This window comes from Pseudomonas sp. HD6422, assembly GCF_025377065.1.
GTDB lineage: Bacteria > Pseudomonadota > Gammaproteobacteria > Pseudomonadales > Pseudomonadaceae > Aquipseudomonas > Aquipseudomonas putida_U.
In genome coordinates this window covers 1-24,955 of sequence record NZ_JAHWIW010000057.1, presented here as the reverse complement: position 1 = coordinate 24,955, position 24,955 = coordinate 1, and the positions used below count along the sequence as shown (strand labels likewise).

22 protein-coding genes are annotated in these 24,955 nt (G+C 54.3%); 15 read left to right on the top strand and 7 right to left on the bottom strand.

Going from position 1 to position 24,955, the window contains the following annotated elements; genetic code table 11:
• Positions 1 to 150 precede the first annotated feature (150 nt).
• The 3 genes from KY379_RS26155 to KY379_RS26145 are packed head-to-tail and all read right to left on the bottom strand — an operon-like array spanning position 151 to position 1,773.
• Positions 151 to 615, bottom strand: coding sequence for a hypothetical protein (locus KY379_RS26155; protein ID WP_200929070.1), 465 nt, complete (start codon positions 613 to 615; stop codon positions 151 to 153).
• Positions 612 to 1,538, bottom strand: coding sequence for a site-specific integrase (locus KY379_RS26150; protein WP_261242053.1), 927 nt, complete (start codon positions 1,536 to 1,538; stop codon positions 612 to 614). Before KY379_RS26150 ends, KY379_RS26155 begins: the two co-directional genes overlap by 4 nt.
• Complete coding sequence (locus tag KY379_RS26145) at positions 1,531 to 1,773, bottom strand: hypothetical protein (protein ID WP_008091975.1); 243 nt, start codon at positions 1,771 to 1,773, stop codon at positions 1,531 to 1,533. Before KY379_RS26145 ends, KY379_RS26150 begins: the two co-directional genes overlap by 8 nt.
• Before the next feature lie 951 nt (positions 1,774 to 2,724).
• Here KY379_RS26145 and KY379_RS26140 point away from each other — a divergent pair.
• From KY379_RS26140 to KY379_RS26130, 3 genes are all read left to right on the top strand, one after another.
• Positions 2,725 to 4,581 (top strand): hypothetical protein, encoded by a 1,857-nt coding sequence (locus tag KY379_RS26140; RefSeq protein ID WP_261242054.1) that lies wholly within the window; start codon positions 2,725 to 2,727, stop codon positions 4,579 to 4,581.
• 934 nt (positions 4,582 to 5,515) lie between these two features.
• Positions 5,516 to 6,034, top strand: a complete 519-nt coding sequence (locus KY379_RS26135) for a hypothetical protein (RefSeq protein WP_200929071.1) — start codon at positions 5,516 to 5,518, stop codon at positions 6,032 to 6,034.
• A gap of 267 nt (positions 6,035 to 6,301) precedes the next feature.
• A complete protein-coding gene (locus tag KY379_RS26130; RefSeq protein ID WP_216891711.1) occupies positions 6,302 to 7,258 on the top strand; it encodes an HNH endonuclease in 957 nt (318 codons plus the stop codon).
• 164 nt (positions 7,259 to 7,422) lie between these two features.
• Here the strand turns inward: KY379_RS26130 and KY379_RS26125 are convergent, their stop codons facing one another.
• Positions 7,423 to 8,061 carry a hypothetical protein gene (locus KY379_RS26125; RefSeq protein ID WP_200929073.1) on the bottom strand — a complete coding sequence of 213 codons (639 nt, stop codon included), beginning with the start codon at positions 8,059 to 8,061 and terminating at the stop codon, positions 7,423 to 7,425.
• Positions 8,062 to 8,564: 503 nt separating this feature from the next.
• On the opposite strand from KY379_RS26125, the gene KY379_RS26120 reads away from it, so the two are divergent.
• From KY379_RS26120 to KY379_RS26065, 12 genes are all read left to right on the top strand, one after another.
• The gene (locus KY379_RS26120) at positions 8,565 to 9,647 is read left to right on the top strand and encodes a membrane protein (protein ID WP_033738346.1); all 1,083 of its coding nucleotides are present in this window, start codon (positions 8,565 to 8,567) and stop codon (positions 9,645 to 9,647) included.
• Between the two features lie 531 nt (positions 9,648 to 10,178).
• Entirely contained in the window at positions 10,179 to 11,507 is a 1,329-nt protein-coding gene (locus tag KY379_RS26115) for a tyrosine-type recombinase/integrase (protein WP_261242057.1), read from the top strand.
• Between the two features lie 322 nt (positions 11,508 to 11,829).
• Positions 11,830 to 12,705, top strand: coding sequence for a hypothetical protein (locus tag KY379_RS26110; protein WP_261242058.1), 876 nt, complete (start codon positions 11,830 to 11,832; stop codon positions 12,703 to 12,705).
• Positions 12,706 to 12,768: 63 nt separating this feature from the next.
• Positions 12,769 to 13,002 (top strand): helix-turn-helix domain-containing protein, encoded by a 234-nt coding sequence (locus tag KY379_RS26105; RefSeq protein WP_084167974.1) that lies wholly within the window; start codon positions 12,769 to 12,771, stop codon positions 13,000 to 13,002.
• Positions 13,003 to 13,082: 80 nt separating this feature from the next.
• Complete coding sequence (locus tag KY379_RS26100; RefSeq protein WP_261242079.1) at positions 13,083 to 13,331, top strand: helix-turn-helix transcriptional regulator; 249 nt, start codon at positions 13,083 to 13,085, stop codon at positions 13,329 to 13,331.
• A gap of 11 nt (positions 13,332 to 13,342) precedes the next feature.
• Positions 13,343 to 13,966, top strand: coding sequence for a hypothetical protein (locus tag KY379_RS26095; protein WP_261242059.1), 624 nt, complete (start codon positions 13,343 to 13,345; stop codon positions 13,964 to 13,966).
• A complete protein-coding gene (locus KY379_RS26090; RefSeq protein ID WP_261242060.1) occupies positions 13,963 to 14,295 on the top strand; it encodes a hypothetical protein in 333 nt (110 codons plus the stop codon). The genes KY379_RS26095 and KY379_RS26090 overlap by 4 nt, the downstream gene beginning before the upstream one ends.
• A gap of 380 nt (positions 14,296 to 14,675) precedes the next feature.
• A complete protein-coding gene (locus KY379_RS26085) occupies positions 14,676 to 14,840 on the top strand; it encodes a hypothetical protein (RefSeq protein ID WP_261242061.1) in 165 nt (54 codons plus the stop codon).
• Between the two features lie 113 nt (positions 14,841 to 14,953).
• Entirely contained in the window at positions 14,954 to 15,124 is a 171-nt protein-coding gene (locus KY379_RS26080) for a hypothetical protein (RefSeq protein ID WP_256816227.1), read from the top strand.
• Positions 15,121 to 15,405 carry a DUF3077 domain-containing protein gene (locus KY379_RS26075; protein WP_261242062.1) on the top strand — a complete coding sequence of 95 codons (285 nt, stop codon included), beginning with the start codon at positions 15,121 to 15,123 and terminating at the stop codon, positions 15,403 to 15,405. Before KY379_RS26080 ends, KY379_RS26075 begins: the two co-directional genes overlap by 4 nt.
• Positions 15,402 to 18,278, top strand: a complete 2,877-nt coding sequence (locus KY379_RS26070; protein WP_261242066.1) for a DUF927 domain-containing protein — start codon at positions 15,402 to 15,404, stop codon at positions 18,276 to 18,278. Before KY379_RS26075 ends, KY379_RS26070 begins: the two co-directional genes overlap by 4 nt.
• A gap of 95 nt (positions 18,279 to 18,373) precedes the next feature.
• The gene (locus KY379_RS26065; RefSeq protein ID WP_261242067.1) at positions 18,374 to 19,228 is read left to right on the top strand and encodes a hypothetical protein; all 855 of its coding nucleotides are present in this window, start codon (positions 18,374 to 18,376) and stop codon (positions 19,226 to 19,228) included.
• A gap of 106 nt (positions 19,229 to 19,334) precedes the next feature.
• Here the strand turns inward: KY379_RS26065 and KY379_RS26060 are convergent, their stop codons facing one another.
• The 3 genes from KY379_RS26060 to KY379_RS26050 form a co-directional block, all read right to left on the bottom strand.
• Positions 19,335 to 20,141, bottom strand: a complete 807-nt coding sequence (locus KY379_RS26060; protein ID WP_261242069.1) for a hypothetical protein — start codon at positions 20,139 to 20,141, stop codon at positions 19,335 to 19,337.
• Between the two features lie 198 nt (positions 20,142 to 20,339).
• A complete protein-coding gene (locus KY379_RS26055) occupies positions 20,340 to 23,642 on the bottom strand; it encodes a DEAD/DEAH box helicase (RefSeq protein ID WP_261242070.1) in 3,303 nt (1,100 codons plus the stop codon).
• Entirely contained in the window at positions 23,635 to 24,375 is a 741-nt protein-coding gene (locus KY379_RS26050; RefSeq protein ID WP_261242072.1) for a hypothetical protein, read from the bottom strand. Before KY379_RS26050 ends, KY379_RS26055 begins: the two co-directional genes overlap by 8 nt.
• Between the last annotated feature and the right edge of the window lie 580 nt (positions 24,376 to 24,955).

Below are 24,955 nucleotides of genomic sequence, written 5' to 3'. Positions count from 1 at the left end.
CAGTGAGATCGGACAGTTGCTGCCGCATCAGTGGGTGCCGGCCTGACTTACGCAAGGTGAGTTCGCCGGACGCTTACGTACCACGGGAGGCTGCTAATCACTTACTAATCAAATCTAATCGCTGCTTTGCAGTTGGGTGCTAATAACTGACTATGTGAAGAGATTACGATCCCTCTGGAGGGCTTGTTTCACGACTGCGGCCGTCGCATCGTCGCCAGTAGCCCATGTCTCCATCAGCACGTTTAGGTAAGCGATGCGGTCGTGCATCAACTTGACCTGTCTCTGATCGTCAGAGGCGGCCTTAATCGCGGCGTCTCGCTCTTGGTCTGCGATACCGAGAATCTGCATAAGGCTAGCTACCTCACGTCGATGATGCGTTGCAGTTGCAGCTAAGCGCTCAAGGTGCAGCTGTTCGAGAGCTTCAATTTCTTCGCCTTGTTCTCTGTGCAGAGCTAGCTGTCGCTGAGTGCTGGCATCCAGCAATGTTTCAGTTTGCGATATAGCTTCTTTGCTCTCGATAAGTAGTAGGAGGAGCACGACAATTAGAATGAGCGAAGCACCTAAAACGAAGAGAAGGCAGCTGTGAATCAGGGTTGGATCGACGGTGGTGCTCAACGTAGGTAGACCTCGGTAATCTCAGGGCGGAAGTGGCCCAGTTCCTGTGAGACCACCTCCAAGGCTTGTTTCCGTGGGAGATGACGTTGTAGTGAAGCCATTCGCTCTTGAGCGTACGTGTGCCGTAAACCATGTGCGCCATTTGACCAGCCGAGAGCCTCCTTCGAGGCAGTGCTGACGCTTTTGCTCCAAGGCTGGCCGCCGCCTATTGCATAGAATTGCTGGTAGTTGATGCCGCGATCCGTTACGACCCGTGGTGCCGCCAGCCGGGTCCTCTCTAATCGTTGAGCCAGCGGAATCGGGATACGCACCTCACGAACCAGTCCACCTTTACCGTGAACGGTGTAGCTGATCGTGGTTTCCCGAATTCCCGCAAATTTCATCCCGTGCGTTGGACGTTCATCCGCTACACGGCGATGAGTTCTTTGGAGGCTCAGCAATTCATGTGCACGGAGACCCGCTGCGTATGCAATCTCTGTCGCAAGCGAGTTGTGAGGCGCTTGCCGAGAGGCGATCAGCGTCATCTGCTCGCGGTTATATGTTCGTGTTTGGTTGGCCAAACGGCGACCCAAAGTCGGATGCTCCTTCGTGCTCGTGCGAGCGGTCGCGCTGCTCTTGATTACTTCTAGAGTCTGGCCTAGCGGCAGTTTTAGGGTGACGTGCTGCATCATGGCCTGGAGAGCCTGACGCTCCATATCCAGGGTTTTCTGGCCCACGGTCGTCGCTCTTTGCTGCAGGTAGCTAATAGCGCGATCAGGAGTCATTTCACGAAGGCTGCCTAAGCGATGCTCCTGTAGGTAAGCGGTGATGCGTACCAACCGCTGCTCGTAGTTACGGACAGTGCCCACGGATCGAATGTGGGTGCCCTGGAGCTTTTTCATCACGGATGCAGCTTGCTTTGTAGGCTTGGCAAACTTAGCCACTCAGGCGATTCCGATGTAGCCATCGGTGCACTGTAGAGCGCTGAATCTTGATACCCTTTTCCGCTATCCAGCGTTGCAGTTCAGTGCCATTGCAGCCTGCGGAATCAAGCTGCAACAGCTCGTACTTATAGTTATCCAGCAATGAGCGACGTTGGGCATAGGTTCGGGGTTTTCTCCGAATCCTAGATTCGGCCTTGAGGCGTGCAGTAATGCTCTGCGCATCGAATTCGCTCATGGGATTCTCTCTATCAGGTGTAAGAACTCCTGACCGTTGCCGGTTCAGCGACACACCATCCGCAGATGGTTCGTTGTGTGCCTGTTCGCCCCCCTTAGCATGAGATGCAGGCGGGGACTGTTCACGCCTACTCGGATTCTCCGAGTGTGTTCCTGAGTGTCCGCTCAGGTTCGGCTGCCATTGGGTCTGGCTGACCATGTTGGGTTGTCTTCTCTCCTCAAGTGATTGGTCGTTGATGGTCCCGATATGTAGTCGGCGTTGGGCCGGACACACACGCGATGACGCAGGTGTGGCCGATGGGCTAATGCCCGCGATGACGCAGGCCGAGCCCCCTGCCACTGTCCCAACCCATGAATCACATGGGTAACGAGACTGCCGGGCAGTGCGGTTTGGTTCGTGATCAGCTTACGAAAATGGGGGAGGGCAAACAACGCAACTGCGCTGCGTTGTATTTGTTGCGCGAAATCAAACCGTTCGATGGTGCCCGCTATGTGGCGCGACGTTTAGGAGCGTTACATAGCGGGCACGGGGCGCGAGCAGAACCAGTAGCAGTAACTACATAGGGTTCGGTAGAACCGCAGCCAGTGGATTCATAGGATCGATACGTATCCTTTATCACTGGAGTGATGTGACGATGAAAATCGCGATTTTCTTGGACTGGGTTCAGATGCGTATGCCATTCCTTACCAGGTGGGCAGGTCGGCTGGGATTGCTCCTAGGGCCCATTCTTTGCGTTCTACATCTGATCGCCGCATCAATTTTTCCACCATATGGGAAACTCGTACTCGCCCAATATGATGCGGTCCAGCTCACCGGAAGCCTCCTAGCCGCTCCGACTGCGCAGTATTTCATTCTGTTGGGCGCGGTCTTCGGTGTCCTCTGGGTGTTCCTTTGGGCTGTCCGGTGTGGCTTGGCTCTGCGTAGTTGGATCATCTGTCGGCGGGCGGCCTGATGAGCATTGGCACGGCTGAGGATTTCGCCGGATTCAATTGGGTATTCGGGCTGTGGGAAAACGTTGCGTTGACGATCCTGACTGCCACCGAGCCGCTATTTGTCGCATTCAACGAAACTAGCAACGCGCTTATCGTTGCGGTTGGATTTGGATGGATGCTGCTCGTTGCATTGCGCGTGGGGCAAGGAGCTGCGCGTACGGTGTTGTCAGGATTTATGATTTTTCTGGTTGTGGCGTACGGAATGAGACCCGTGACCGTGACTCTTCCAAGCGGAGCAACGGTCCGGCTGGTCGAAGCTCAGGCGGTGCCGCTCAGTTTCGTGATGACGATTCACAAAATCTACAGAGAGGCTTTTGATCAGGTCCTGAGTGATCAAACAGTGGCCGGGACAATCGTCCCTGCGCAGTCCGCGATTGACAACATGGTAGGTCGATCAGCCGAAGTGTTTGCCGGTAGTGATTTGGCCCGGCTGATTAGAGATTACAACGCCAGTTGTGCCCCGGCGCCGGCTGAGCTTGCCGGTCCCGAGCACGCGGCCAAAGTGGAAGCTTTGCAGGCTATCGGGCTGCTCGGCGGTGGTGGCTTGGGGATACCGGATGAAGAAGTCGGCGTGATATCACAAGCACGCACGGCTATTGGCGGCGCGTGGACGTATGTTTTCGGTTCAGCCGAAGAAAATGGTGGTTGGGGAGCTTATCTGTTAGGCGGCGGGGCTGCCCGGACTAGTCTGGGTCAGGTGCTTGACCAGAGAGCTATCCAGTCGCGTCGTGAGGCCGGTATTCGTGCTCTTGAAGCTGCCGGGCCGTTCATGGGGGACCGCTATGCGCTGCCAACGCAAGCGCATTGGGCCGCCAAACTTGCAGGGGAATCTCAAGCTACGCCGTCTTACTTGTCGATCAGCACAGTGCCAGGGCAGAAGTCGGCTATCGTCGGCGACGATCAAGGAATAATGTTTCGACCCACCAGCTGCATCGAGGCATACAAAATTGCCCAGATGGGCGCTGAGCAGGCGTATCAGGCGTTGCGCGACTCGGGTGCGGTTATAGCAAGTGGGCAGCGAGTAAGCGCTGAGGTGGGGGCTGTAAGTACAGCGACAGCTTGGCAGCGATTCATGGCTGGTTCATTGCAGAAAACGGCGGGCCTCTCTCGTGGGGATAGTGAGGTTGCTGGAAGCTTCTTAGCCGCGGCTCAGATGTGGAAGAACTTCAGCGGGTGGCTTGATCTGCAAACGCTGTTACCTGGTTATGTGATCATGTCAGCCTGGTTGTTTTGGATTGTGTTACTCCTCGCGCCGTTCTTTTTGATGCTCGCACCTCTCAGGGGCGGTAGGATGTTGACCAATTGGCTGTCGCTGCTGATGCTGCCGGTCATCTCCGTTATGACCGCACAGATGATCACTGTTGCGGTGTCCCAGACTGTGGCTGCTGTTGCGGTTGCCCAAGCGGGGGCTGCTAGTGGGTGGTCAGGCGTCGGGGCGGACTATGACGGTCTTCGTGGGTTGATGTCAGCTATTGCAGCTGTATCACTGGGCATTTCCACCTGGATCACTTCGAGTATGCTAGGTGTATCGTTGGGAGGTTTGGCTGGTAGCCTGTCCGGCGCTGTGGCAACTGCCAGCGATGTAGGACGCCTAGGTATGAAAGCGGTTGGTTTTGCCATGATGGGCTCCCGAATTGCTAGCATAGCGGGAGCGGCCTCGACTGGGCGTAGGCGTGGCTCTAAAACTCAGTCGGGCAACGAAACCCCTCCATCCATGCCACCGTCAGCCAATCCGGTTGGGCCTAGCTCGATTCCCACATTTCGGCCCGGTAGCCCTGGTTTTAGATCGCTAAACCCACCGAAAGCTAGACGCTAGAGTTCGGGCAAGAGGGGCGGCGCTGACCGCCCTGGTACAGATGATGACGTCGCTATTTGCGGGGCTCATCTGTACAAGCCCTCCATTTCCGAAAGAAGCCAACAGATGCATTTGCGGCGCCCTAAAAACTCAATTGGGGGCACCGCTTTTGCGTTGCCGAAGCAGTTGGCCGCACAAGCTCGCAACTGCCGTTCCAGTGGCTCACCTTTAAGGCTCCTCTGAGATGACTCTCTGGTTCTTCGCCCTGCCATTGGCATGGCGTCGCCAGACCCAATCAAGCCTGCGCCACACCAGTGGCTATCCAGCGAAAATCTCCGAAAAACCACTGAGAATTATCGGCGCACCCTCTCGTGCTTTGGGGGACTGTTGATACACCCCGGCTTACCTTTGAGATCCGCCAAGAACTCCTCGATTCCCACTTGGGGTAGTGAGCATTTTTTTCCGGGGCCCAATGACACCATGCCAAGTGGTGTTTTGCTTCCCCCTCTACTGGGAGTGGAGATAAGCATGAAGACTCTTTTGATCACGGTTATATGCGCTGGGGGAGGGTATTGGCTGGGAACGAATCGCTTAGTACCTCCTTGGCTGGTAATCGGGTTGGCAATTTTGGGCGTGGGGTTATGGGCCATTGCCGAGTGGATTGAGCTCCGGGAAGGGATTGACGAGGGCAAACCATGATGTATGCCGATATGAAGGATCTTGCTGTGCTATCTGCAATGTTTCCTTCCTGGAGTTGGAGATTGGCGGTGAGACGACGGGTATTTGTGGCGTCGGAAGGACCGGTCATCCGACTCTACTGGATGCCAGCCCTTTTGAGCCTTGATGAGTTTCGTGCCCAGCTTTTTGTGAGGGAACTCAACGCCTTAGGCGCGTCTGGTGGCTCAAGACAGGGGGAGTGGTGATAATGGCAAATTGTTATCAAGGAGTGTGCTGTGTGAAAAAATGGAAACTGGTGATGCTGGCCGTGGCATCCGCCTCCCTTGTCGGGTGCTGGCAGAGCGATTACGCCTTTGAGGGGAAATACTTCGCTGCGGAGGGAGAGGAGTGCGCGACCCCTACTAGCGCCTCGGATCGCGAGCAATATCTTCTGGATATCACAAAGCAGGTCCACGACGGTAAAGCCTTGTACTCGGCCAGATTCCCAATCGCTGCGAAGCTGGGAGCTCCTCTCACCAGCGAACAGAGCGTGGCTGCAACAGACGATAATGAGCTGACTTTCCGGTTCACTAAACCTGAGGTCTCCGGAGTGTTTTCAGGAAGCCCTGCAGTGGAAATCGAGCTCACCGTAGTGCCTAATGAGAGCAGGAAAGATCATCTCTGGATGAGAAAAGCGACGTTCACCAGCGTGCGAGACGGGAAGGTCATCGAACGAGATTTTTTAACGACTCTGAGAGCTGCAAGCAAGGTCGGGGAGTCCGGTGCTTGTTTGAAAAAGGACAGCGGCGCTCGCTAATCGGCTGAGTATCGCCCTGTCAGAGGTGAAAGGGAGCGCCCAGGCGCTTCCTTCTTGTATCAAACCAAGTGAGTTGCATTACACTCAAGGTTGGGGGCTCTGAGGTTTTTCGCAACAAGACGCGGAGATCATTCCTGTTGACTAGCCATTTGCATCGGATGTAACCAACGTAGTTATGATTCGTCACAATCGTTCGTGACTTTGAATGTTTTTAGATAGGGAAGCAGTCGAGTGGTAAGGATTTTTCTCGCATCTGTAGTTTTATTTATGATTCTTGATGCAATCTTCCCGGGAGTTTTTCTATCTGTAAATGGTAAAATAGGCCTCTTTTCTGTAGTCCTCTTGCTGGGTGTCTGGGAGATATATTCCTACTGGTATTTTAATAACGAAAAATTTCTTAAGTTGAAGTTTGGTATTGAAGAGCACACCATAGATTGCAATAATCTAAATGAGCACATTGAAGAGCTAAAGAAAACACGGCTTTATATTAACTCTTATGACTATGGTCTTGGTGATCGTTACGATACCAGTCGATATCGTTTCAAGCGGAACGAATGGAAAAAAACCGAAAGAGATGGAAATGTTCACAATTGCTCGGCCTCCGTTTGCAAAGCTGCTAATGACCAACCATTCAAGTATCTCTGTAAGTACTTTGACATAAATGTTAGCGAAGAAACTTTATCTCACCTTGAGAATGCGCTTAACAACTATCTCGCCGCGTACCAGGGGAAAATCCTGCTTGAGCAAGAGAGGGATCGGCTTATGCAGACCCTCACTGACCCGCTGCCTTCCTTATTTTACAAGCTCAGCAAGAGTCGTTTAGCGAAAGAACTCGGCTTTGAACCTGTGCGTTTATTTGATATCGATTTTCAGACTTATAGGTTTCAATATGTTTCCTCGGGTGGGAATAGCTCCTACGAGGTGTCCATTATTCTTGATATGGAAAATCTAGAGAAATTTATAAAATACATTGGTGACAAGCTTCGGTTAAAAAATAGCGCTAAAGGCCAGCGAGCGTTGATGACTCCGCAGCTTCGTGAAAAAATAAAACAAAGGGACAATAATACATGTCAGCGATGCTGGGTTTCGGTTAAGGAGGAGCCAAATTTATTAATAGAGGTTGATCATATAACTCCCATCTCCAAGGGAGGAACCACGACCGAGGATAACCTCCAAGCTTTATGCTGGCGTTGTAACCGTACAAAGGGGGCAAAGCTTTCCTAGCGTTATGATCCGGTTTGTGAGTTAGATTTAAAATCTTGTTCTTTGAGGTGAATAGAGATTAGATGCGATTACTAATGATCAGCGTTAACTGCTCCACCGGATCAAGTTATCTAGTGGGTAATGATGACCAGTAGAGATAGTGCTCATGGTGTCGATCATTATTACTATTTCTTGGGGTAGCCTGGTATGCCAGGCTTACCAAGCGCCACCAAGTGATCGTGCACGTCTTGCATCGCGATCTCGTGAATGTTGAATTTCCCAATGTCGTGCCAGTTAGTCTGCTCTATGTCTATGTTCTTCCACCATTGTATCAAATGAGCAAAAAGCAACTTAAGTATCATGCGATAAAGTGAGTAAAATTCAGCTAGTGACTGACCGCTTTTCGCCCTCTTGATCAATGCGTGGGCTGAATTGTTTCTTGCCTGCCTGAAATGCTTGGGGAAACAACCGTAGATGCCGTAAAACTTCGTCTCGGTCATCTTATAGAAATAAGAATTAGGATTTTTACGCTCAATTTTCCACGCTTTCTCTATCGCTACCATTATGTGTTTTTCGGCATCGACAGCTATTATTTGATCAAGGCTGTTCTGGTTTCGCTGAATGAGTGCGATGCAGAACTCATACAAGTGATGGATAAACGACTGAAAAGCCCCATGTGCGAGAATGATCTGCTCAACACTATTGCCACCGGTGGCTAACTGGAATTCCATATCGAAGAATTCATCATACGCTTTTCTGCATAAGATCGATTCGTGCGCCAGCACGGCGCATAGCAGTCTGTCTTTCTCTTCGCTAATGGCCATCTTACCGATCCTTTTCCAGATATTTTTTAGCATTAATCCAAAATCACTAGATACCAAACGCCTACAATCAGACTATACCGGCACGGCTCGGTAGCCACCTTCAACACAGGGAAATGGGCTGCGTCTAGCTCGATCAATTGACCCGCTGATGTTCACGCGGGCTGCTACAGCGGTCTCTTTAGACCCCGGTATTCAGCTCCCAAAACGCCCCATCCTGGCTCAAGGACAATTGTCGCGGCGAGTCGCAATCTGGCATGAAGGCGGCGCATTGGGAAGGTTCGCCATGCAAAAGCGGCACGTACATTACTGATGTAACGAGTACAGCAAAAGGCAGCCTTATCGCGAGCTTTCCACTCGTTAGTTTTAATCGTTGGACGTCGGCGAATACGGCAGGAGCCGTCACGTTTTGTACTGCCTACAGGCGGTCATGCCTGGGCACATGATAATAAAAGAGGACGCTACTCATCATGAGGATGCCAAAGTCAACCCTGGATGTCTCCAGAATGTTCATTATTGGTGGTGCATGCATTGCACTACTCATCGGCTCAGGTTTTGCGACGGGCCAGGAAATCATGCAGTACTTTGTCGCCTATGGTCATGCCGGGCTGATCAGTATCCTCCTGATGTTTGCACTCTTTACCTATGTTGCGTTCAGTTTCGTCATGGCGGGTTACGAACAAAAGTTCAGCGCGCCCAAGGAAATATTCACGTATTACTGCGGTAAAAAACTCGGCGCCTTCTTCGACTATTTCTCGGTGCTTTTCCTGTATATGTCGTTCTGGGTGATGATTGCCGGAGCGGGGGCCGCGCTCAATCAGAAACTTGGCTGGCCTAACTGGTATGGCGGCGTGTTGATGGGGGGCTTGACCTTGGTCACGCTGTTCTTCGGCTTCAATCGGTTGATCAGCGTGGTGGGTTCGATCGGCCCTCTGCTTTCGGTTCTAGCGATCATGATAGGTGTGGCAGGTGTCGTCATGAACACCCAGGGGCTGGTTGAATTCCCTGCCGTATTGAAGCCATTGACCGAAAGCAAGACCGTTCTGCAGGCCGGGAGCAACTGGTTTACAGCCTGCCTTTCCTACGTAGGTTTCTGCATGATGTGGCTGGCGGTCTTCATGACCAACCTGGGCAGTACCAGCAAGAGCCGGGCAGAGGCAGGGGGTGGTGCGTTTTTGGGGATGTTGCTTTTTTCCCTGGCCGTGCTGGCCATGATGCTGGGCCTGGCTGCAAACCTCAGCGATGTTGCCACTGCGCAGATCCCATCCCTGGTGCTGGTTGAAAAAATTTCCCCTTCGCTGACCGGCCTGATCACGGTGGTGATTCTCGCCGCCATCTACACCACGGCAGCGTCGCTGCTCTGGGCCCCAGTGAAACGCTTCGCGCCAGATGAGTTCAGCATTCGTCATCGACTGCTGCTGTGTGTGCTTTGCACCGTGGGCACGCTGGTTGGTCTGAATGTGCCGTTCGATGCACTGATCAACGTGGTATACGTGGTCAATGGCTATATTGGTTTCGGTTTGCTCTTCCTGATGCTGGTCAAGGATTTCAAGACCCGCGTATTGAAGCGCTCCCTCCAAACCGTATAAGCAAAAATCGCTTATCTTCACGCTGAACCTCACAGGTGATCGACTGAGACGCTGTTGGACGTCTCAGTCGATCTTTGCTTATGTGAAACGCTTAGGGAAACTCCGATCAAGTCAGCACAGGCGGCCTGACCTGTGCTGACTTGATCGGAGTTTCCGTAGGCATGCTGGTTGATGAGGCATCAGTGCGCTTGCTCTCTCACCACCATGTCCTCACGTGCCGGTTCGATTCCGATCACTGTTTCCGCCCAGTGATCGTCAGACTCGATTGGGTTGAGTGCCTTTTTGAGTACCTATTCAATTTATACAACCCATGGATTGCCTGCTTTTACTGAGATGCATGGTACAAATTCGATTCCTGTCTCCGGCACCATTCTACTGTTCCGATACGTCTCTTCTTGTACACGGAATCCCCTGAAAAGCCCGCCAAGTGCGGGCTTTCTTGTCTTTGGCTGTCTCATTCTGTCTCTAGGCATATACCGATTTTAGGTATACGTTAGGGTATACGCCGGTTCGACGAGAAAACGTATACCTATGGCACGCACCGTTACACCCCTCTCAGACCCCAAATGCGAGGCCGCTAAGCCGCGGGACAAGGACTACACCCTGTTCGACGGTCAGGGCCTGTTCCTGCTGGTCAAGAAGAACGGCAGCAAGATCTGGCGCATGAAGTTCAAGCGGCCGGATGGCAGAGAGGGGCTGGCCACCTTCGGCAACTACCCAGCGCTGACACTCAAAGCCGCCCGCGCCCGCCGAGCCGAAGCGCTGGAGTTGTTGGTGCATGGTAAAGACCCGATTGAGAGCGCCCGGCAGGGGAAGGTCGAAGCGGTGAATGCTAGGGCCAACACCTTCGGCGTGCTGGCCAAGGACTGGCATGAGGCCTGTTCCAAGAAATGGTCACCAGGTCATGCCGCGACGGTGTGGCGGCGGATCGAAACTTACCTGCTCCCGGCCTTAGGCCAGCGCCCGGTGGCCGGCCTGAAGACTCGCGACCTGCTGGCGCCGCTCAAGGCGGTAGAGAAGCGCGAGGTTCTGGATACCGCTGGCCGGCTACGGCAGTACATGACCGGAATTATGCGTATGGCCGTACAGCACGGGCACATCGACACCAACCCAGCGGTGGACCTACAGGGCGCAACCGCCACACGCAAGACCGTTCACCGTCCTGCGCTGGCGCTGGATCGGCTGCCTGAGCTGCTGCAGAGAATCGACGGCGACACCGGCCGGCCGCTGACCCGGCTGGCCACCCAGCTCACCCTTCTGGTTTTCATCCGGTCCAGTGAGCTGCGGTTTGCTCGCTGGCCAGAGATCGACACCGGTCGTTCTATGTGGGAGATCCCCGGCGAGCGCCAGCAGATCGAGGGCGTGAAGAACTCGCATCGCGGCTCCAAGATGAGCACGCCCCACCTGGTGCCTCTGAGTCGCCAGGCACTGGCCACGCTCGAGCAGGTGCGCCAGCTCACCGGGCGCTTCGACTTGGTGTTCGCTGGCGACAGCAACCACTGGAAGCCGATGAGCGAGAACACGGTGAACAAGGCGCTTCGGCGCATGGGCTACGACACCAAAACTGAGGTGTGTGGGCACGGGTTCAGGGCAATGGCCTGTTCTGCCTTGGTCGAATCGGGACTGTGGAGCAAGGACGCGGTAGAGCGCCAGATGAGCCACCAAGAGCGTAATAGTGTGCGGGCAGCTTACATCCACAAGGCCGAGTACATTGAGGAACGCCGGCTTATGGTTCAGTGGTGGGCCGATTATCTGGATGCCAACCGAGAGAAGCACATCACGCCTTATGACTTTGCTCGCGTGGGGGAGGGAGTAAGCAATGTGGTACGTGGAGCATTTGGCATGATTGGACAGCAATGAAAACAAGTATTCAATTGAAAGCCGGTGTTCTTGGTGTTCTTGGTGTTCTTGGTGTTCCAAAATCGCTGGAAGCCAAAAAACACGCGGTCTGTAGCCAAGGAACACCTTTGCCTAAACGGCGGAACACGAAGGCGCCGGAACACCCAAGGTGTTCTCTGAACGAGGTGGCTCGCTCCGTGCGCCCGTCTACGCTAGCGCAAGCCTCCTCCCCCTCCTGCTGGCCGCTCTTCCGATGCGCTCACGCACTCAATCAAGGCCCGGCGCGGCTTTGTCTACGCCAATCGGGGCAGGGGGATCGTCAAATAGCTAACAGCGCATTGCTATGACTCTGGGCAAATTAATTAGTCCTCTTAACCTCGACCTCGACGAGCTTGAATTGGAGTTGGAGGGGTTGCCGCTTTATGGCGAATTCGCCGAGCGCTTCAATGAGGCGCTTGATCTAGTGGCGGCTGGTGTCGAAATGTGGCGCCCCGATGAGCGCGAAGAATGGGCAATTGAGGCAGCAGCAGCGATCAGCCGAAAGCTTTATAACATTGAGCAGGCGCTGAATCGGTTTCCAGCACTAGGCATCGCTTGGGCAGTGCGTAACGCGGGCTCATGGGCGGAGCGTGCCACCGATTCACAGCTTGCGGCAGCACTCGCTATGGCATATGGCTGTCGGGCGATAAATGTTCTTCGCACATGGCTAGCGCAATTGGCTGACCGAATGGTCGAGGCGTCTGGGCGCGCGCTTGTTGAAGACACGATTATTAATTATCCCGAGGTTTACGCCGCAATCATTAACGACCACCGCCTTGAGGATTCAGTTGCTGAGATCGAGGCAAGGGAGTCGGCGGCCGATCTGCTGGGGCGCGCACGCAATTCCATCATCTTCGCGGAGCTTTATCGGAATCCAAATATTTCACCCGAAGCAATGGCACGACTTAATGAACAAGCAGTAAAGAAATCTCGCGCAGAGACTGGTAGAAAAGGTGGAGAGAAGAGTGGGGCATCCAGGCGACAGGATAGTGTCAGTCGTGACCAACGTATCTGTCGTACAGGCAAAGGACTTCTTGCGCAAGGCAGGTCGGCACGTGAGATTTCGGGGATCATTACCGGGATGCCTGTCGCAGAAGGTATTACGCGGAAGACCGTACTGAAGGTGTTACGTGATGGGGGAGTTTTGCCATCAGCCGACAATGAAAGGGAAGTGAACTAGGTTCATTTCCCTTCATACCCATACCGTTGCCACCGTTGGTTTCATCAAACCCGGGGGCATCACATGCAACTCAATCGAACTGTGACAACTGTTTCACCCGCTGACCTGCTCACGCCTGAGCAGGCTGCCCAATTGTTGGGCCTATCGGTCAAGACCCTGGCCACCTGGCGTAGCACTGGTCGACACGCTCTCCCATTCATCCGCTGCGGCGCACGTATCCGTTATCAGCGCACCGAGCTGGTCGCCTGGCTAGCAGATCGGCACCACACCCCCGCCGCGCCTCGGGGGGAAATCTAATGTCCTCGCATCAAACCTTCAAAGCTCCCGCCCAATCGACTCCTTGCCGTGCGCTTACCCGCAAAGTCTCGGAGCGCAATCTGCGCCAGGATATTGTTCAAGCTCCAGGCTTTGACCCTGCCGCCACGCTGATTCGCTTCCCTGATGTAGTGGCTATGACCGGTCTAGCTCGCGCAACTATCTACAAGCGCCTTAAGGACGATCCGACCTTTCCCCGCCCCGTGCCGTTAAGCAACAGCACTTCACGGGGAGCACCTGTGGGCTTTGTTCTCGCAGAAGTGCAGCGCTGGGCGCGTGAACGTATTGAAGCTCGGGGGATCACTGCATGAGATCCGCTCGCATGCCGTTCACTGGCCCCTTCTTCGACACATACGGAATTGGCTTTGCCCTGTACCAGACGGGCCGCAACAACTGGAAGCAACGTACCGTCGCAGGTGTAAGTTGGAATGGCCAGGAAGGAAAGGCGCACTTCTTCAACCCAGATGGCCTAGTGCTTCCGCTGGTTCCTTCCCCTTGGGAACTGCCTGCCGTGTTGCGCCAGCAGAGGACGCGAATGGAGCCAGCACAGGTGATGGGATCGGGCGTATTCGCTATTACCCATCCTGCTGGAGAGGCGGCGCCATCAAGCGAATTAAACCAGTGGGTCACTTACTGGCTCGTAGGGAGTGATGCGGTCTATGCAAATTGCCCAGAGGTGTGGACTGCCTATGTGGAATCTCAAGTAGCGGCTGAGCGCAAAGCGGCCGAACACAACTACGTTGATGCCCGCCGTATCAGCCAACGCGCAGAGCAGTCCACTAACTTGTTTTGGCAGTCCTCAGAGCATGAGCAGAACTGTGATGGTCTGTCCGAATGGGTCCGCGTAAACACTGATGATTGCCGCCGCATGCTGCGTGCTGAGTATGAGCGCGAATGCGCGGAGGATCAGCGAGTTGCGGCCTGGTTGCGAGGGTGCGCCGCATGAAACCTATTTTTCTGCCCGCCGCTGCCCTTGATGCCATAGACGAACTGGGTCCAAAGGCACCTTCGCCTGGGCGACTAGAGCGACTGCAAACACTCCGCGACGAAGCACTGGCCAAAGGGGCGCACGTTCTGCTGCTGATTTGGCCGACCCTCGATTGGGTGCTGCTCGCTGTCGAGACGCCTGAGGACGTAGTAATTCAGGATGCAGCGCAGTTGGTGCCCAACGTTCTGGCCAATCCCGACGCGTTAGAACAGATGTATGAGAAGGCTAGGCAAGGCCGCAATCTCACTTGGCTCAAGCTTGAGCGTCGCCCGGCCATTACCCACTAACGAAAACGCCCTCGGCTGCAACCGAGGGCGTCTGAGGAGCTTTATTGTGCCCGCTCACTCTATTCCATGGCCGAGAGCCATGCAACCTACCAACACCACTCAGCTTGCGCTTCGTCGGCTCACACGTTACTCTGCGCCCGTCGCTGCAAATTCAGCGACCGGGTTTGGCGACCCGATCTTAAGAAGGCGCACAGGCGCCACCATCACGTTTGCAGGCGCTTTTTTTGTGCCCGCATTCCCGTGTTATGGCGGCTGTGCGCGGGAGACCTTCGGGTCTGCCGGGTTCCTTCTTACCCGGTTCGCCAACCTGCGCACAGCTGCCACCCTAATCCGTTTGGCGACGGACCGTGGCAGCTCCCACTTAAGAAGGAGCTCTGCCCATGCACGCCCTCAATCCGTCCGCCCTCCAGAACCACATTGCCGCCCTGAAGGCCCGTGCTATTGCGGCACTGCACGCCAATTCATCCCTCTCCGTCCGCTTGGCGCGTTACAACGCGGCGATGGCCCGTGCCCGCGCCCTGGAAGCAAACGGGGGTGCCCAATGAATAGCCAACTACAGCACTACTCTCAACCCGAAGACCTGCTTTGCATTTCCACACAGGCGCCCGCTGGCGTCCCGATTGATGCGATTACCTGCGCTGTTGAGCGAGCTCAGGCAGTGTTGTGCTTGCTGGAGGATCAGTTCGAGGCGGAACAGGGGCAGCGCCTGACTAACCGCGTGATTCTCGGTGCCCTGTGGGACGTCCGTGGGACGCTGGAGCAGATTCGCACCCTGGTCGTGCATGCCGACGACTCGACCCGCCATGTCGCGGAAAGGGGGCGGAAATGAGCGGGCGCATTCAGGTTAATACAGCGGGCGGTGCCACCTTCTCTAAGCACAACTCGTCGAATCTACCATTTTTCCGGGTATGCCCCGATATCTCCGGTGAGGAAGCGTTGGAGCAGGCGTCGGTACTCATGAGCTGCGTGAACAAATTGACGCAGCTAGCAGGCGTGAGCGACGACAACAATGCGCTTGTGTGGGCTGCGCACTATTTGGGTGAGCAAGCTAAGGCTCTTGTCGATGATGTGACCACAGGGATTCAGATTGCCGAGAGTGGCCAGGCATGAGCAGGAAGATGCCCAACTCCAGGCATCCGACCTTTGCGCAGGTCAAGGCCGCTTCCTGCGCGGCGATTGACCGCGTGTTGGCCCACTGGCTTCCGGGCGGCAAGCGCGTAGACGGTGGCAAGGAATACACCGCCCCCAACCCAACAAGAGCAGACAAACATTCAGGCTCGCTCAAGGTGAACTTAGCCAAAGCCACCTGGTGCGACTTCGCCACCGGTGACAAAGGCGGTGATTTGATTGACCTGGTGCGCTACCTTGATCGCGGCACCGATGTGGAGGCGTGCAACAAACTGGCAGCCTTCCTCGGTGTCGAGGCGACGAGCAACTCCAACATCACGCCTCCCACCAGCCAAGCTAAGAAACCAGAGTGGGTGCCCGTGCTGCCCATTCCTGAGCAAGCAATGCAGAAGGTACTGCAAGTGCACCGGCAGCACGGTAAACCTTCCAAGGTTTGGATTTACCGTGACGCCAACGGTCAGCCACTTATGGTGCTGTACCGCTTCGACCTCGGGCCGGATGAGAGCGGCACGCCGCGTAAGGTGTTCGCGCCCCTCACCTGGTGCAAACACTCTGTAAATGCCTCGCTGGCTTGGCGCTGGCAGGGTTTATCCGAGCCTCGCCCGCTGCTGCGTCTTGATGAGCTGGCTACACGCCCCTTGGCACTAGTAGTGGTGTGCGAAGGTGAGAAGGCCGCCGATGCCGCTGCCGAGCTGTTGCCCGAGCATGTTGCCACCTGCTGGCCCAACGGGACGAACTCTTGGCAGAAGGCTGATTTCGCGGCGCTAGTCGGGCGTGACGTGTTGCTGTGGCCTGACAACGATGCCCCAGGCATGAAGTGCATGGATGCCTTGGCCGACCACCTGCGAAAGCTTGGAGCTGCCTCGGTACAGACGGTAGCCTTGAAGGTGTTCGGGCAACTCCCTGGTATGGACGGTGAGCGCCCCACTTTCGCCCCAGGCGGTGAGTGGGGCGAAGGTGACGATGCTGCGGATGCCCAATCCAAAGGCTGGACTGCTCAACACTTGGCAGAGCTGCAGCGCACCAGAGAGCTGTTCGCCCTCGCACCTGCCGCCACACCCACTCCCGCCAAGCAGAACAAGACCACTGGCCAGGCCAAGCCGCAACCTGAGAAGAAAACCGCCCCGGCCCCGAGTGGATTCCGTGTCACCAAGGATGGGGTGTTCTATGCCGGTGAGGATGGCGAAGCACGCCCGGTTTGTTCACGGCTAGAGATATTGGCTCGCACCCGTGACGAAAAGGGCCACGGCTGGGGCTTGCTGGTGGAGTTCGATGACCCGGATGGGGCCAACAAGCGCCTCAACATTCCGGCTAGAGCAATGGCGGGCGACTTTGGCAAGGAAGTGCTCGCGCCACTGGTTGATATGGGGCTGCGACTGGCGCCCGTGCGCACTGCTCGCAACTCGCGCAATGATCTTCAGAGCTACTTGCAGGGCTATGACAGTGCTGAGCGTGCTCGCCTGGTCACTCGTCTAGGCTGGCACGGGGATGCCTACTTGTTGCCAGATCAGCAGGTAGGTGCCAGCGCCGAATATCTGCACTTCTACGAAGCCGGTGCCCAGCTTCCCCCGATCACTCAGGCGGGGACACTGGAACAATGGCAGCAGCAAATCGGTGCGCTTTGCGTGGGCAATAACCGCCTGGCGTTCGTCGTGTGCGTGGCTTTCGCTGGCGCGGTATTGCATCTACTGGGGCACGAGTCGGGCGGTTTCCACCTGTACGGCGATAGCTCGGGCGGGAAGACCACCCACTTGCAGGTGGCTGCCTCGGTTTGGGGTGGGCCGCGTCTGGTGCGTTCCTGGCGATCTACCGATAACGCCCTGGAAAGTATCGCGGCGGCGCACTCGGACGGGTTGCTGGTGCTTGATGAGATCGGGATGTGTGACCCACGGATCATCGGGGAAACGGTCTACATGCTAGGCAACGGCACCGGCAAGGCGCGGGCCAATGATCGGGGCATGAGCGGGCGCCAAGTTCAGGAGTGGCGCTTACTGTTTCTCTCCACCGGGGAGAAGACCTTGGCGCAACACATGGCCGAGGCAAACAAGGAATTGAAAGCCGGTATGGAGGTGCGACTGCTTGCCGTACCGGCTGACGCTAGCAAAGGGTTAGGATTGTTCGAAGAGCTGCATGGCTTCGACGATGCCGCTGCGCTGTCGGATGCACTCAAGGCTCGGGTGAGCCGATGCTATGGCACGCCTGCCCTGGCCTTCCTGTCGGCCCTCTGTGAGCCCGCCAAGCTACGGGCATATGCGGCCATGGTGCGCAGCACCCTGGAGCGTTTTACGACTGAGGCATTACCTGCCAGCGCCAGTGGCCAGGCACAGCGTGCCGCAACTCGCTTCGGACTGGCAGCGGCGGCGGGTGAGTTGGCCACAGCCTTGGGCGTTACAGGATGGCCAGACGGTCTAGCGCTGCAATCCGCCCGTGTGTGCTTGGATGCTTGGTTGGCTGAACGTGGCGGTGCTGGAAACCTGGAAGGTGACGCCATCGTGGCCAGACTGCGCGGCATGGTGGAGCGCTATGGAGAAAGTCGCTTCACGCGATGGGATTCTATTGCCGCGAAGACCGATGACCATGCGCCACGTACAGTAGACCGTCTTGGCTTTCGCAGGACTATGGATCATGGCATTGGTGACTCTCTATATACGTCGGTGACCTATTACTTCCTCGGCACAACTTGGCGTGATGAGGTTTTTAAAGGAATGAACTTGCGAAATGTAAATAGAGAGCTAGTCGCGCGCGGAATACTTGAGCCGAGCGGAGATGGAAAAGCCGCCCAATCCGTAACACTACCCGGAATGCCGAAAGGGCGGGTGTATGTTGTAAATTCAAACGTATTGCTTAGCGACTAACTAATAGCATTTAACTGTCTGGGAGATTGGTGGCCACTTATAGGCTCGGCCTGCCTACGTCTGCGCTTACCTGAATTTAATTATTGGAGTCTAAAATGAGCACAAATTCGTCCATGCTAAAACAATGCCAAACAGAACTGGCAAGCTTGAAGAGAGATCTTCCTCGGCTAAAAGCCGTCGCTGACGAGGCAGAGAAAACATTCGCTAATAGCCGTCAGGGAAGACCTGTCTATCCTCGGGATCAGATCGCGCCTTACTCCAATGCTAAGGTTAAAATTGATGAGCTATCTCGAGAGATTCAACGACTCCAGGGTTTGGTTAGCTGGGAGGAGGGTGTAAAGTCCGCCTCTGAAAACGTGCGGCAGGCAAGAAAAGATATAGCCAGAATTCAGAGTGAAATTAAAAATCTGTACGAAAAGCGAGAGACGCTGGAGTCCAAAAGGGCAGGTCTTGTTGCGAAACACGAGCGCGAATTCAAAGCTGCGGAACGCGATGAACATGAAGCCGCCCAAGCATACGCCCAAGCGATGGGGGAGAACGATAGCGGGATTGAACGCAAGGCAGAGGGATTGTTGCAGAAAGCGTCGCAAGCGCTGGCGATAGTAAAACAGACGCTCCAAGGTGCTAATACAGTATCGTCTGCACTTAATTCTCAGCTCTCGGAGCTTGATGATGCTATTCAAGAGAAGCAGGGTGAACTTAACAACTTGAACTCGAAGGTTCTTCAGGCTGCTCGATTCTATTGGGCTGACCGCTTTGAGAGGGCTGCACATGAGCTAGCCACACTGGCAGCCCATGTTGCAGCAGCTGAAAAAATGCTTGGATATGGTGATAGCTTAACAGACTTCTACATTCCAACCATTTCTCCTGGAAAGGGGCATTTCATTTCTCATCGTAGGGTTTTGGAACGCCGCAGCAATATAAAACTGGAGCAGCTTGTAGATATCTAACTCTAATCTATCGGAGCTCAGCGTCATTGCCGGATCAAAACGCCATTCCCAAATAGTTTGCGGTGGTGTTTTGGTCTGTCTGCATAGGTTCAAGTTTTATCAGTCCCTAGCAGCAAAACTCGCAAGTCAAAGTCTTATTTACGTAAGTCCCGTGGTCCGTATGAAAATCAATTATTTGCGCTGGATGGTAGTGATTTTTAATGCACTCAGCAGGTATGTCGTGTCTAACTGCATAGCAAGGCGCCGACGACATTCCCAGCGGCTTTCTCGCTCGAAGCTGCCCCCACTCAGAGAGGATCATCTTTCCGACTTCGCATCTCTGCGCCTCAGGGATCAGATTTACTGGGATATTGACTTCTAAAATCGTAGGGACGCCGATCTGCCGCAGGCGTAATCGATAGTCCTCCCCCCATCGATCTCCGTCACTCATACGAGCAGCAAGAGCCATCAGGTACTCACTACCGTGAATAATGTAATGGCCATGTTGTTCGATCATTTTTCTATCGTCACTCGATAGCCAAGTACGGCCCCGTTCGCTTAGGCCACGCTGATGCATCCGCTCAATAGCACGTTGCCGCAACTCGCTCGGAACGTCGGCGTAAATTCTGTGGAATTTTGTCAGGATTCTTTCTACAGCCTGCCCTTTTAGGCCATCCTCAAAATAAGAAGATAGGCTTTCCGGCCTGCATCCATGAAACCCCTTAGCATGAGTGTAGTAACCCCAAAGGGCGTCACAAAATGCAGGTACTATATGCTCATGATTAGGCAACCAATCCATTACATCTGACCAGCAATCCGGCCGGGCGCGCTCAAGGCGTTTGCGAACATGGGGTGTCAAAATCAGGGAGGCATACCTAGGAATGGCTCTTAGCCAGGCACGACGATTGCGCCAATCAAGTACACGTTCAGTCATATTATCCCCTGTCAATTTGATTCCTTAAAACACTCATTGACGGTTTGTTAAGGATTGGCTAAATTCGCGCCATCCTTCGGGTGAGGTCGAACCATAACCGCCCTTCGTGAGCGATAACTATCGCTCAGAAGCGGGCGGTCATTTTGCTCCAAAGTTCAGCAGAATTAAGTTTGGCTACTCAGTCTTACCGGTTTCTTGTTAGCCCGCCAATGTCGCCAGCGCATGGGCTAGACGTACCCTCGCTGACAATTCATCGAAACTTTCATATTCGCTGCTAGGAGCTAAGTAAGGTTGGATTCTTATAAATTGGGCACGAGCACCTGGTCGTGAAGTACCTTTAAGGTAAACCGAATATGCAAGAATCTCTGGACTAGCGCACCCTTTTCGAACCACTCCGCTTAAGGTGAGCAAGGTTGTCGAAATTAATGGGGCCTCACCAGAGGCGACTGCTTTTGCGGTAAGGATTCTGGCCGGAAGTCCTGCGATAAAAGCGAGATCTGCGGCTAAACGCGCGGAGAAATGCCGAGCAGTCTCACAGGTCTTGATATTTTCCTCCGCAGTTCCTATTGCACGCTCTAGGTCACATAGCGGTTTTCCAGCCATCCATGAACTTAGGAGTAATTTAATCACTGGGAGAGCCATCTTCGCCTTTGCATGATCGCTCTCCAGTGCGCGATATTCCTTGCCAAAAAGGCCTTCGATATCAGTCGGTCTGATCAACTGGAGCAGCCACTCAGGTCGAGTTTCTAACCAATCGAATAATGATTTTATGCAATTCAACGAGCCGCCGGTGAAAGTATCAGTTTCGACTAGTTCATTTAAGCTCGCCACGATCTCATAAGGAAGGCCAGATGAAGAAGCCACTTTTTCCAGCCAGTTGAGTTCTTGGCCGGGTGTTAATTCGGTACGCCGCCTGAGGGCTGATTCAATTCGGCTTTCGATCCACTCTAGATTTTTCTCCCGACGCATACGAAACGCCGCAAAGGATCTTCCGATCACCGACTTTATCAACTCATCCGGCGCTGCCTTTTCGCCGATTGGTAGACGTGTGAGGAGGTAGTCTTCATTGCCCCCATGAACACCATTGTGAATACGATCCAGTAGACCTGTAAGAGGATCGTCGATTTTCAAGCACTGGTCAGATTGAGAGAAAATCCCCTGCAATGTCATCCAATGCTTGGCGATACTGTTGTTTTTGTCGTCTAGGTTGATAATTTTGCTAGGCACGACTAGAACGAAACCCTGACCCCCTTCGCCGGCGCGACCCGCTCTCCCGGCAGCGTTTAGAAGTTCATGTGCGTCGAGTTGCTTCATCTTATCGCCCGCCTCATCCCATCTGCTGTCGCCCGCAATGAGTACGATGTCACTCGGCAGATTCATTCCTTGAGCGAGTGTTGATGTTGCAAAAAGAGCGCTGATGCCGTCACGACGCTTGAACAACGACTCATGAAGCAGTCGTTCGTGTTTAATCAACTGAGAGTGGTGACTGGCAGCGCCACCTTTGACGCAACCAGATGAGTCGAGTTGCAAGTAACAATATTGCTCACCACCAAGCTCTTCCTCTGCAAGCTTTCGCCAGGATTTCTCTTCGTCAGTGAGTGGCGTACGTTGAGTGGGCTGCAGCTCTCTAAAATGACGTACCGAGGACTCTGCCATAATAGTGCTTTGTACGAACGTCAGAGTTTTCAGCCCCACCTCCGCTGCGGCAGCGGCGATAGCTCCAGCGACCTGGTTGCCGTTTGGCGTGAGGTACCACCTTTTGGGTTTTTTAACCACTCCGGTTCCGAACGCAACCGGCTTGTCAAGCAACGCCATGAGGGCATAGTCGTCTCGATTGCGGGTGGACCAAGTCTGTCTGAGGCAAAAAAAGGCGAATGGTGCGGCATTAAGCTTGGCCTTGAGTTTTGCCGGAACCCCCTGTGTGGTAGAAGTCGCAAGCTCGGTGCGGAGCAACGACTCAAGCTCTGATATGCGTTCAGCACTGTAAGCTACACATCCACGAGCCTGCCTAGTTGGTTTCCAGGCTAAATCAAGTGCCAGACAGGGTCTACCTGTTAGCTCCGCAATCCATCCTGAAATCTCTTCGGCGTTCTGCATCATCGCAGATATCAGCAGAAGATCTGCTTTCGGTGCTAAATGCGTAAGATTTAGAATGCATAACATTGAGTCGATGCTGCGACGGCTACGATCTGCCTCTCTTGGGTGTAAGAGATGGCACTCGTCAAACATCACCAAACCAACATCATTGAACGAGTCAGGCTGTAAAGATTGCAGCATGAGGCATCGTTCAGGAGTGGTTACGATAATTTCTGGCAGGTCCGCCTCTACGGAAAAAGAGATCTCCTCATCGAGGTCGCCAAATACGCTGAAACCGTTGAATGCATTCTGAAGGGTGAAAGCCGTTTGATCGACAAGTGCTAGAGTCGGTGCCAAAACAACCACTTTACTACCTTGCAGTAACGTCGCAGCGATCTTAAGCTCCGCGAGGGTGGACTTTCCACCGCCGGTAGGGAAACTAATAGCGGAGGAAATTCCTCTTGTGAGATATCCCTGACTGAGCGCGGCGCGATGGTTGTGCCACAAATACGGGCGCTTACCAGCGGACCTACGAACTACTCCCCACCATTGATTTTCATCGATACCCGGAGGGGCACTCACTCTGCATAGGCTGGCTGATACGAGATCACCTGCTACGGCATATAGAAGTTTCGCAAGGTGTAAAGGGCCAGGAAAAATACTGACTGCATGAGGCCCGTCAGCATCGAAAACATCTTCGATAGGGGCAACACACAACTCTATGACCTCGGCGAGCATTTTCTTGGCCGAGGAGACCTCGAGCGACACTGAAGGCCGGGGGCGGGAAAGAAGCTCGCGCATTAGCTCCCGTACGGCCTCATGTAGCCGCCTAAGCAGCGCATCAATCGCGAGGCCTGGCCCACTTGTATCGATGGGAGAATCATAAGTAAACCCACCGTCAACTGGTAAGGACGCCTCAAGACGCCCCATAGCTAAATCCCTAATGGCTCTGATTAGTTGGCTTTCTGATGATTGCCCATCACTTAAAGGTGTAAGGCGCTTTGCCATTTCGGCGGCATCGCTTTGTGAGTCTGCAATCAAGAAAAGCAACGTACTGGATATCTCAGGTGCTACACGAGCAACGCCGATGTAAGGGCCTCGTTTTTCAATGTTTTCAGCCACCGTTTGAGCCATTAGACAAAGCTGGTGCGCCGTGCCAGCTACAAATGCTGCCGCCATGCGGTCGGAACGCTCGGGTGAAGTCGCTACCAAGAGTTCTTGTGTGGCCGCCAATCGGCCCATTTGCTCAAGGAGCTCGTCCAGCACCTTACCACGTCCCTCATTATCGATAGCTCCTCGCAACCTGACACGCGCGGCAACGATCTCAGCGAAAGCGTTTGTGAACTGCAGTGGCAGCTCCTCGAGGTTAAGCGAGTGAAGTGGAGGCGCAGCACTTATCAAACCGACTGTTATCGGATCAAACATTGTCTCTCCATGCTTCGATGTGCTTAATGGCTTTCGCCGAAAATTGACTCATCCAATTACGCAAATTCGGAATGGCGATTGTTTCTGCCTGCCTACGCAGAATATCTCCGGGAGCGACCTGGTCGAATCCTTTGAATAGAGAGGCACGGCGCTTGTCTTTGTCATGAGTAGCTTCAGCTGTAATGGCGACACGGTAATGTCGAGCCTGTTCCCAAACAATCGCTTCGACCGCTGCGTCTATATCTAAGTCAGGAAAACGGTTCATGTGCGCCTCAAGGATTCCGCCGGTTTCCTGAATTAGCTCAGGCATCCTTTGGCCTTCCTCGAGAGCCCTTATGCCTGGCCAAACATCCTCTCTCACTGTCTTTCTTTGGAGTTCCGTAGCCTTATCTTCGAAAATGACAACAGCAGTTACATTTTCATTTGCGTCATCTAGCTTTAGCTGTATGCCGTCGAAGCCCTTATGAGCGACGATGTTGTGGGGGGCTCGAACAATCGCACCAACCGAACTCCGATGAGCCGCAATCCAGGAGATTGCTTGAAAGACCCACCCATCTCGATGATAGGGATCTGCACCTTTTGGTACTGAAAGCAGTGTGATTGCACCTGCTGCTGTGTCAGCGCGGGTGCCAGGCGCTTTTTTATCGATGCAGGCAAGTATCGCCGCCACATGGCGCGACTGGCCCAGGGCTATGCGACCCACCATTCGCGCTAGCTCGTCCTCATCAGCCACTGTCCACCGGGCCCCATGACAGAGCGCCGCGTGGACTACTGGCGTAAGCGTTAATGGCATCCCTTCCTACCCTCAGTTGTAAAGGCCCTCACCAACTCAATGCGACCTCGTACGTTATTGCCAATTATCCGGAGTGACAGTCACCATCTCAGGCACTGCATGGCTCACTGTCGGCATCAAGGATGGCAGCTTGATACCACCAAATATACTGCTCAATCAAATGCTAGAGAGGGATACGCAACGTCACCTACCCCTCGTCAGCAGTACACGTCTCCAAACCCACGTCAATTGACACAGATCTTGCGGTGTAAGGCCTGTGTCGAGAAGTCGGGCAGGCCTTGACTTACAGATACCATGGTGGCGACCGAACTGGGCGTAGCTGCCCGACCGTGAAACGTCACTGAACCGAGTGCCGTAAGCCGCTCGGGTCACTCGGCATGGGCTATTCATTTCCGCCTTTCTCCTGTTGGCCAGCTTTTGCACTGGCGTGATTTACCGACCTAATGAATCGCCCCTAGTTTCGTAGACACCTCCAAGCCTCATAATGAGGCCCAAATAGGAGGTGCCATGAGTCGTCAGC

Excerpts from the sequence above, each read along its gene's own strand:
- KY379_RS26145 (WP_008091975.1), bottom strand. The coding sequence starts at position 1,773 with ATGAGCGAATTCGATGCGCAGAGCATTACTGCACGCCTCAAGGCCGAA.
- KY379_RS26140 (WP_261242054.1), top strand. The coding sequence starts at position 2,725 with ATGAGCATTGGCACGGCTGAGGATTTCGCCGGATTCAATTGGGTATTC.
- KY379_RS26130 (WP_216891711.1), top strand. The coding sequence starts at position 6,302 with ATGATTCTTGATGCAATCTTCCCGGGAGTTTTTCTATCTGTAAATGGT.
- KY379_RS26125 (WP_200929073.1), bottom strand. The coding sequence starts at position 8,061 with ATGGCCATTAGCGAAGAGAAAGACAGACTGCTATGCGCCGTGCTGGCG.
- KY379_RS26120 (WP_033738346.1), top strand. The coding sequence starts at position 8,565 with ATGTTCATTATTGGTGGTGCATGCATTGCACTACTCATCGGCTCAGGT.
- KY379_RS26115 (WP_261242057.1), top strand. The coding sequence starts at position 10,179 with ATGGCACGCACCGTTACACCCCTCTCAGACCCCAAATGCGAGGCCGCT.
- KY379_RS26110 (WP_261242058.1), top strand. The coding sequence starts at position 11,830 with ATGACTCTGGGCAAATTAATTAGTCCTCTTAACCTCGACCTCGACGAG.
- KY379_RS26105 (WP_084167974.1), top strand. The coding sequence starts at position 12,769 with ATGCAACTCAATCGAACTGTGACAACTGTTTCACCCGCTGACCTGCTC.
- KY379_RS26095 (WP_261242059.1), top strand. The coding sequence starts at position 13,343 with ATGCCGTTCACTGGCCCCTTCTTCGACACATACGGAATTGGCTTTGCC.
- KY379_RS26090 (WP_261242060.1), top strand. The coding sequence starts at position 13,963 with ATGAAACCTATTTTTCTGCCCGCCGCTGCCCTTGATGCCATAGACGAA.
- KY379_RS26085 (WP_261242061.1), top strand. The coding sequence starts at position 14,676 with ATGCACGCCCTCAATCCGTCCGCCCTCCAGAACCACATTGCCGCCCTG.
- KY379_RS26075 (WP_261242062.1), top strand. The coding sequence starts at position 15,121 with ATGAGCGGGCGCATTCAGGTTAATACAGCGGGCGGTGCCACCTTCTCT.
- KY379_RS26070 (WP_261242066.1), top strand. The coding sequence starts at position 15,402 with ATGAGCAGGAAGATGCCCAACTCCAGGCATCCGACCTTTGCGCAGGTC.
- KY379_RS26065 (WP_261242067.1), top strand. The coding sequence starts at position 18,374 with ATGAGCACAAATTCGTCCATGCTAAAACAATGCCAAACAGAACTGGCA.
- KY379_RS26060 (WP_261242069.1), bottom strand. The coding sequence starts at position 20,141 with ATGACTGAACGTGTACTTGATTGGCGCAATCGTCGTGCCTGGCTAAGA.
- KY379_RS26055 (WP_261242070.1), bottom strand. The coding sequence starts at position 23,642 with ATGTTTGATCCGATAACAGTCGGTTTGATAAGTGCTGCGCCTCCACTT.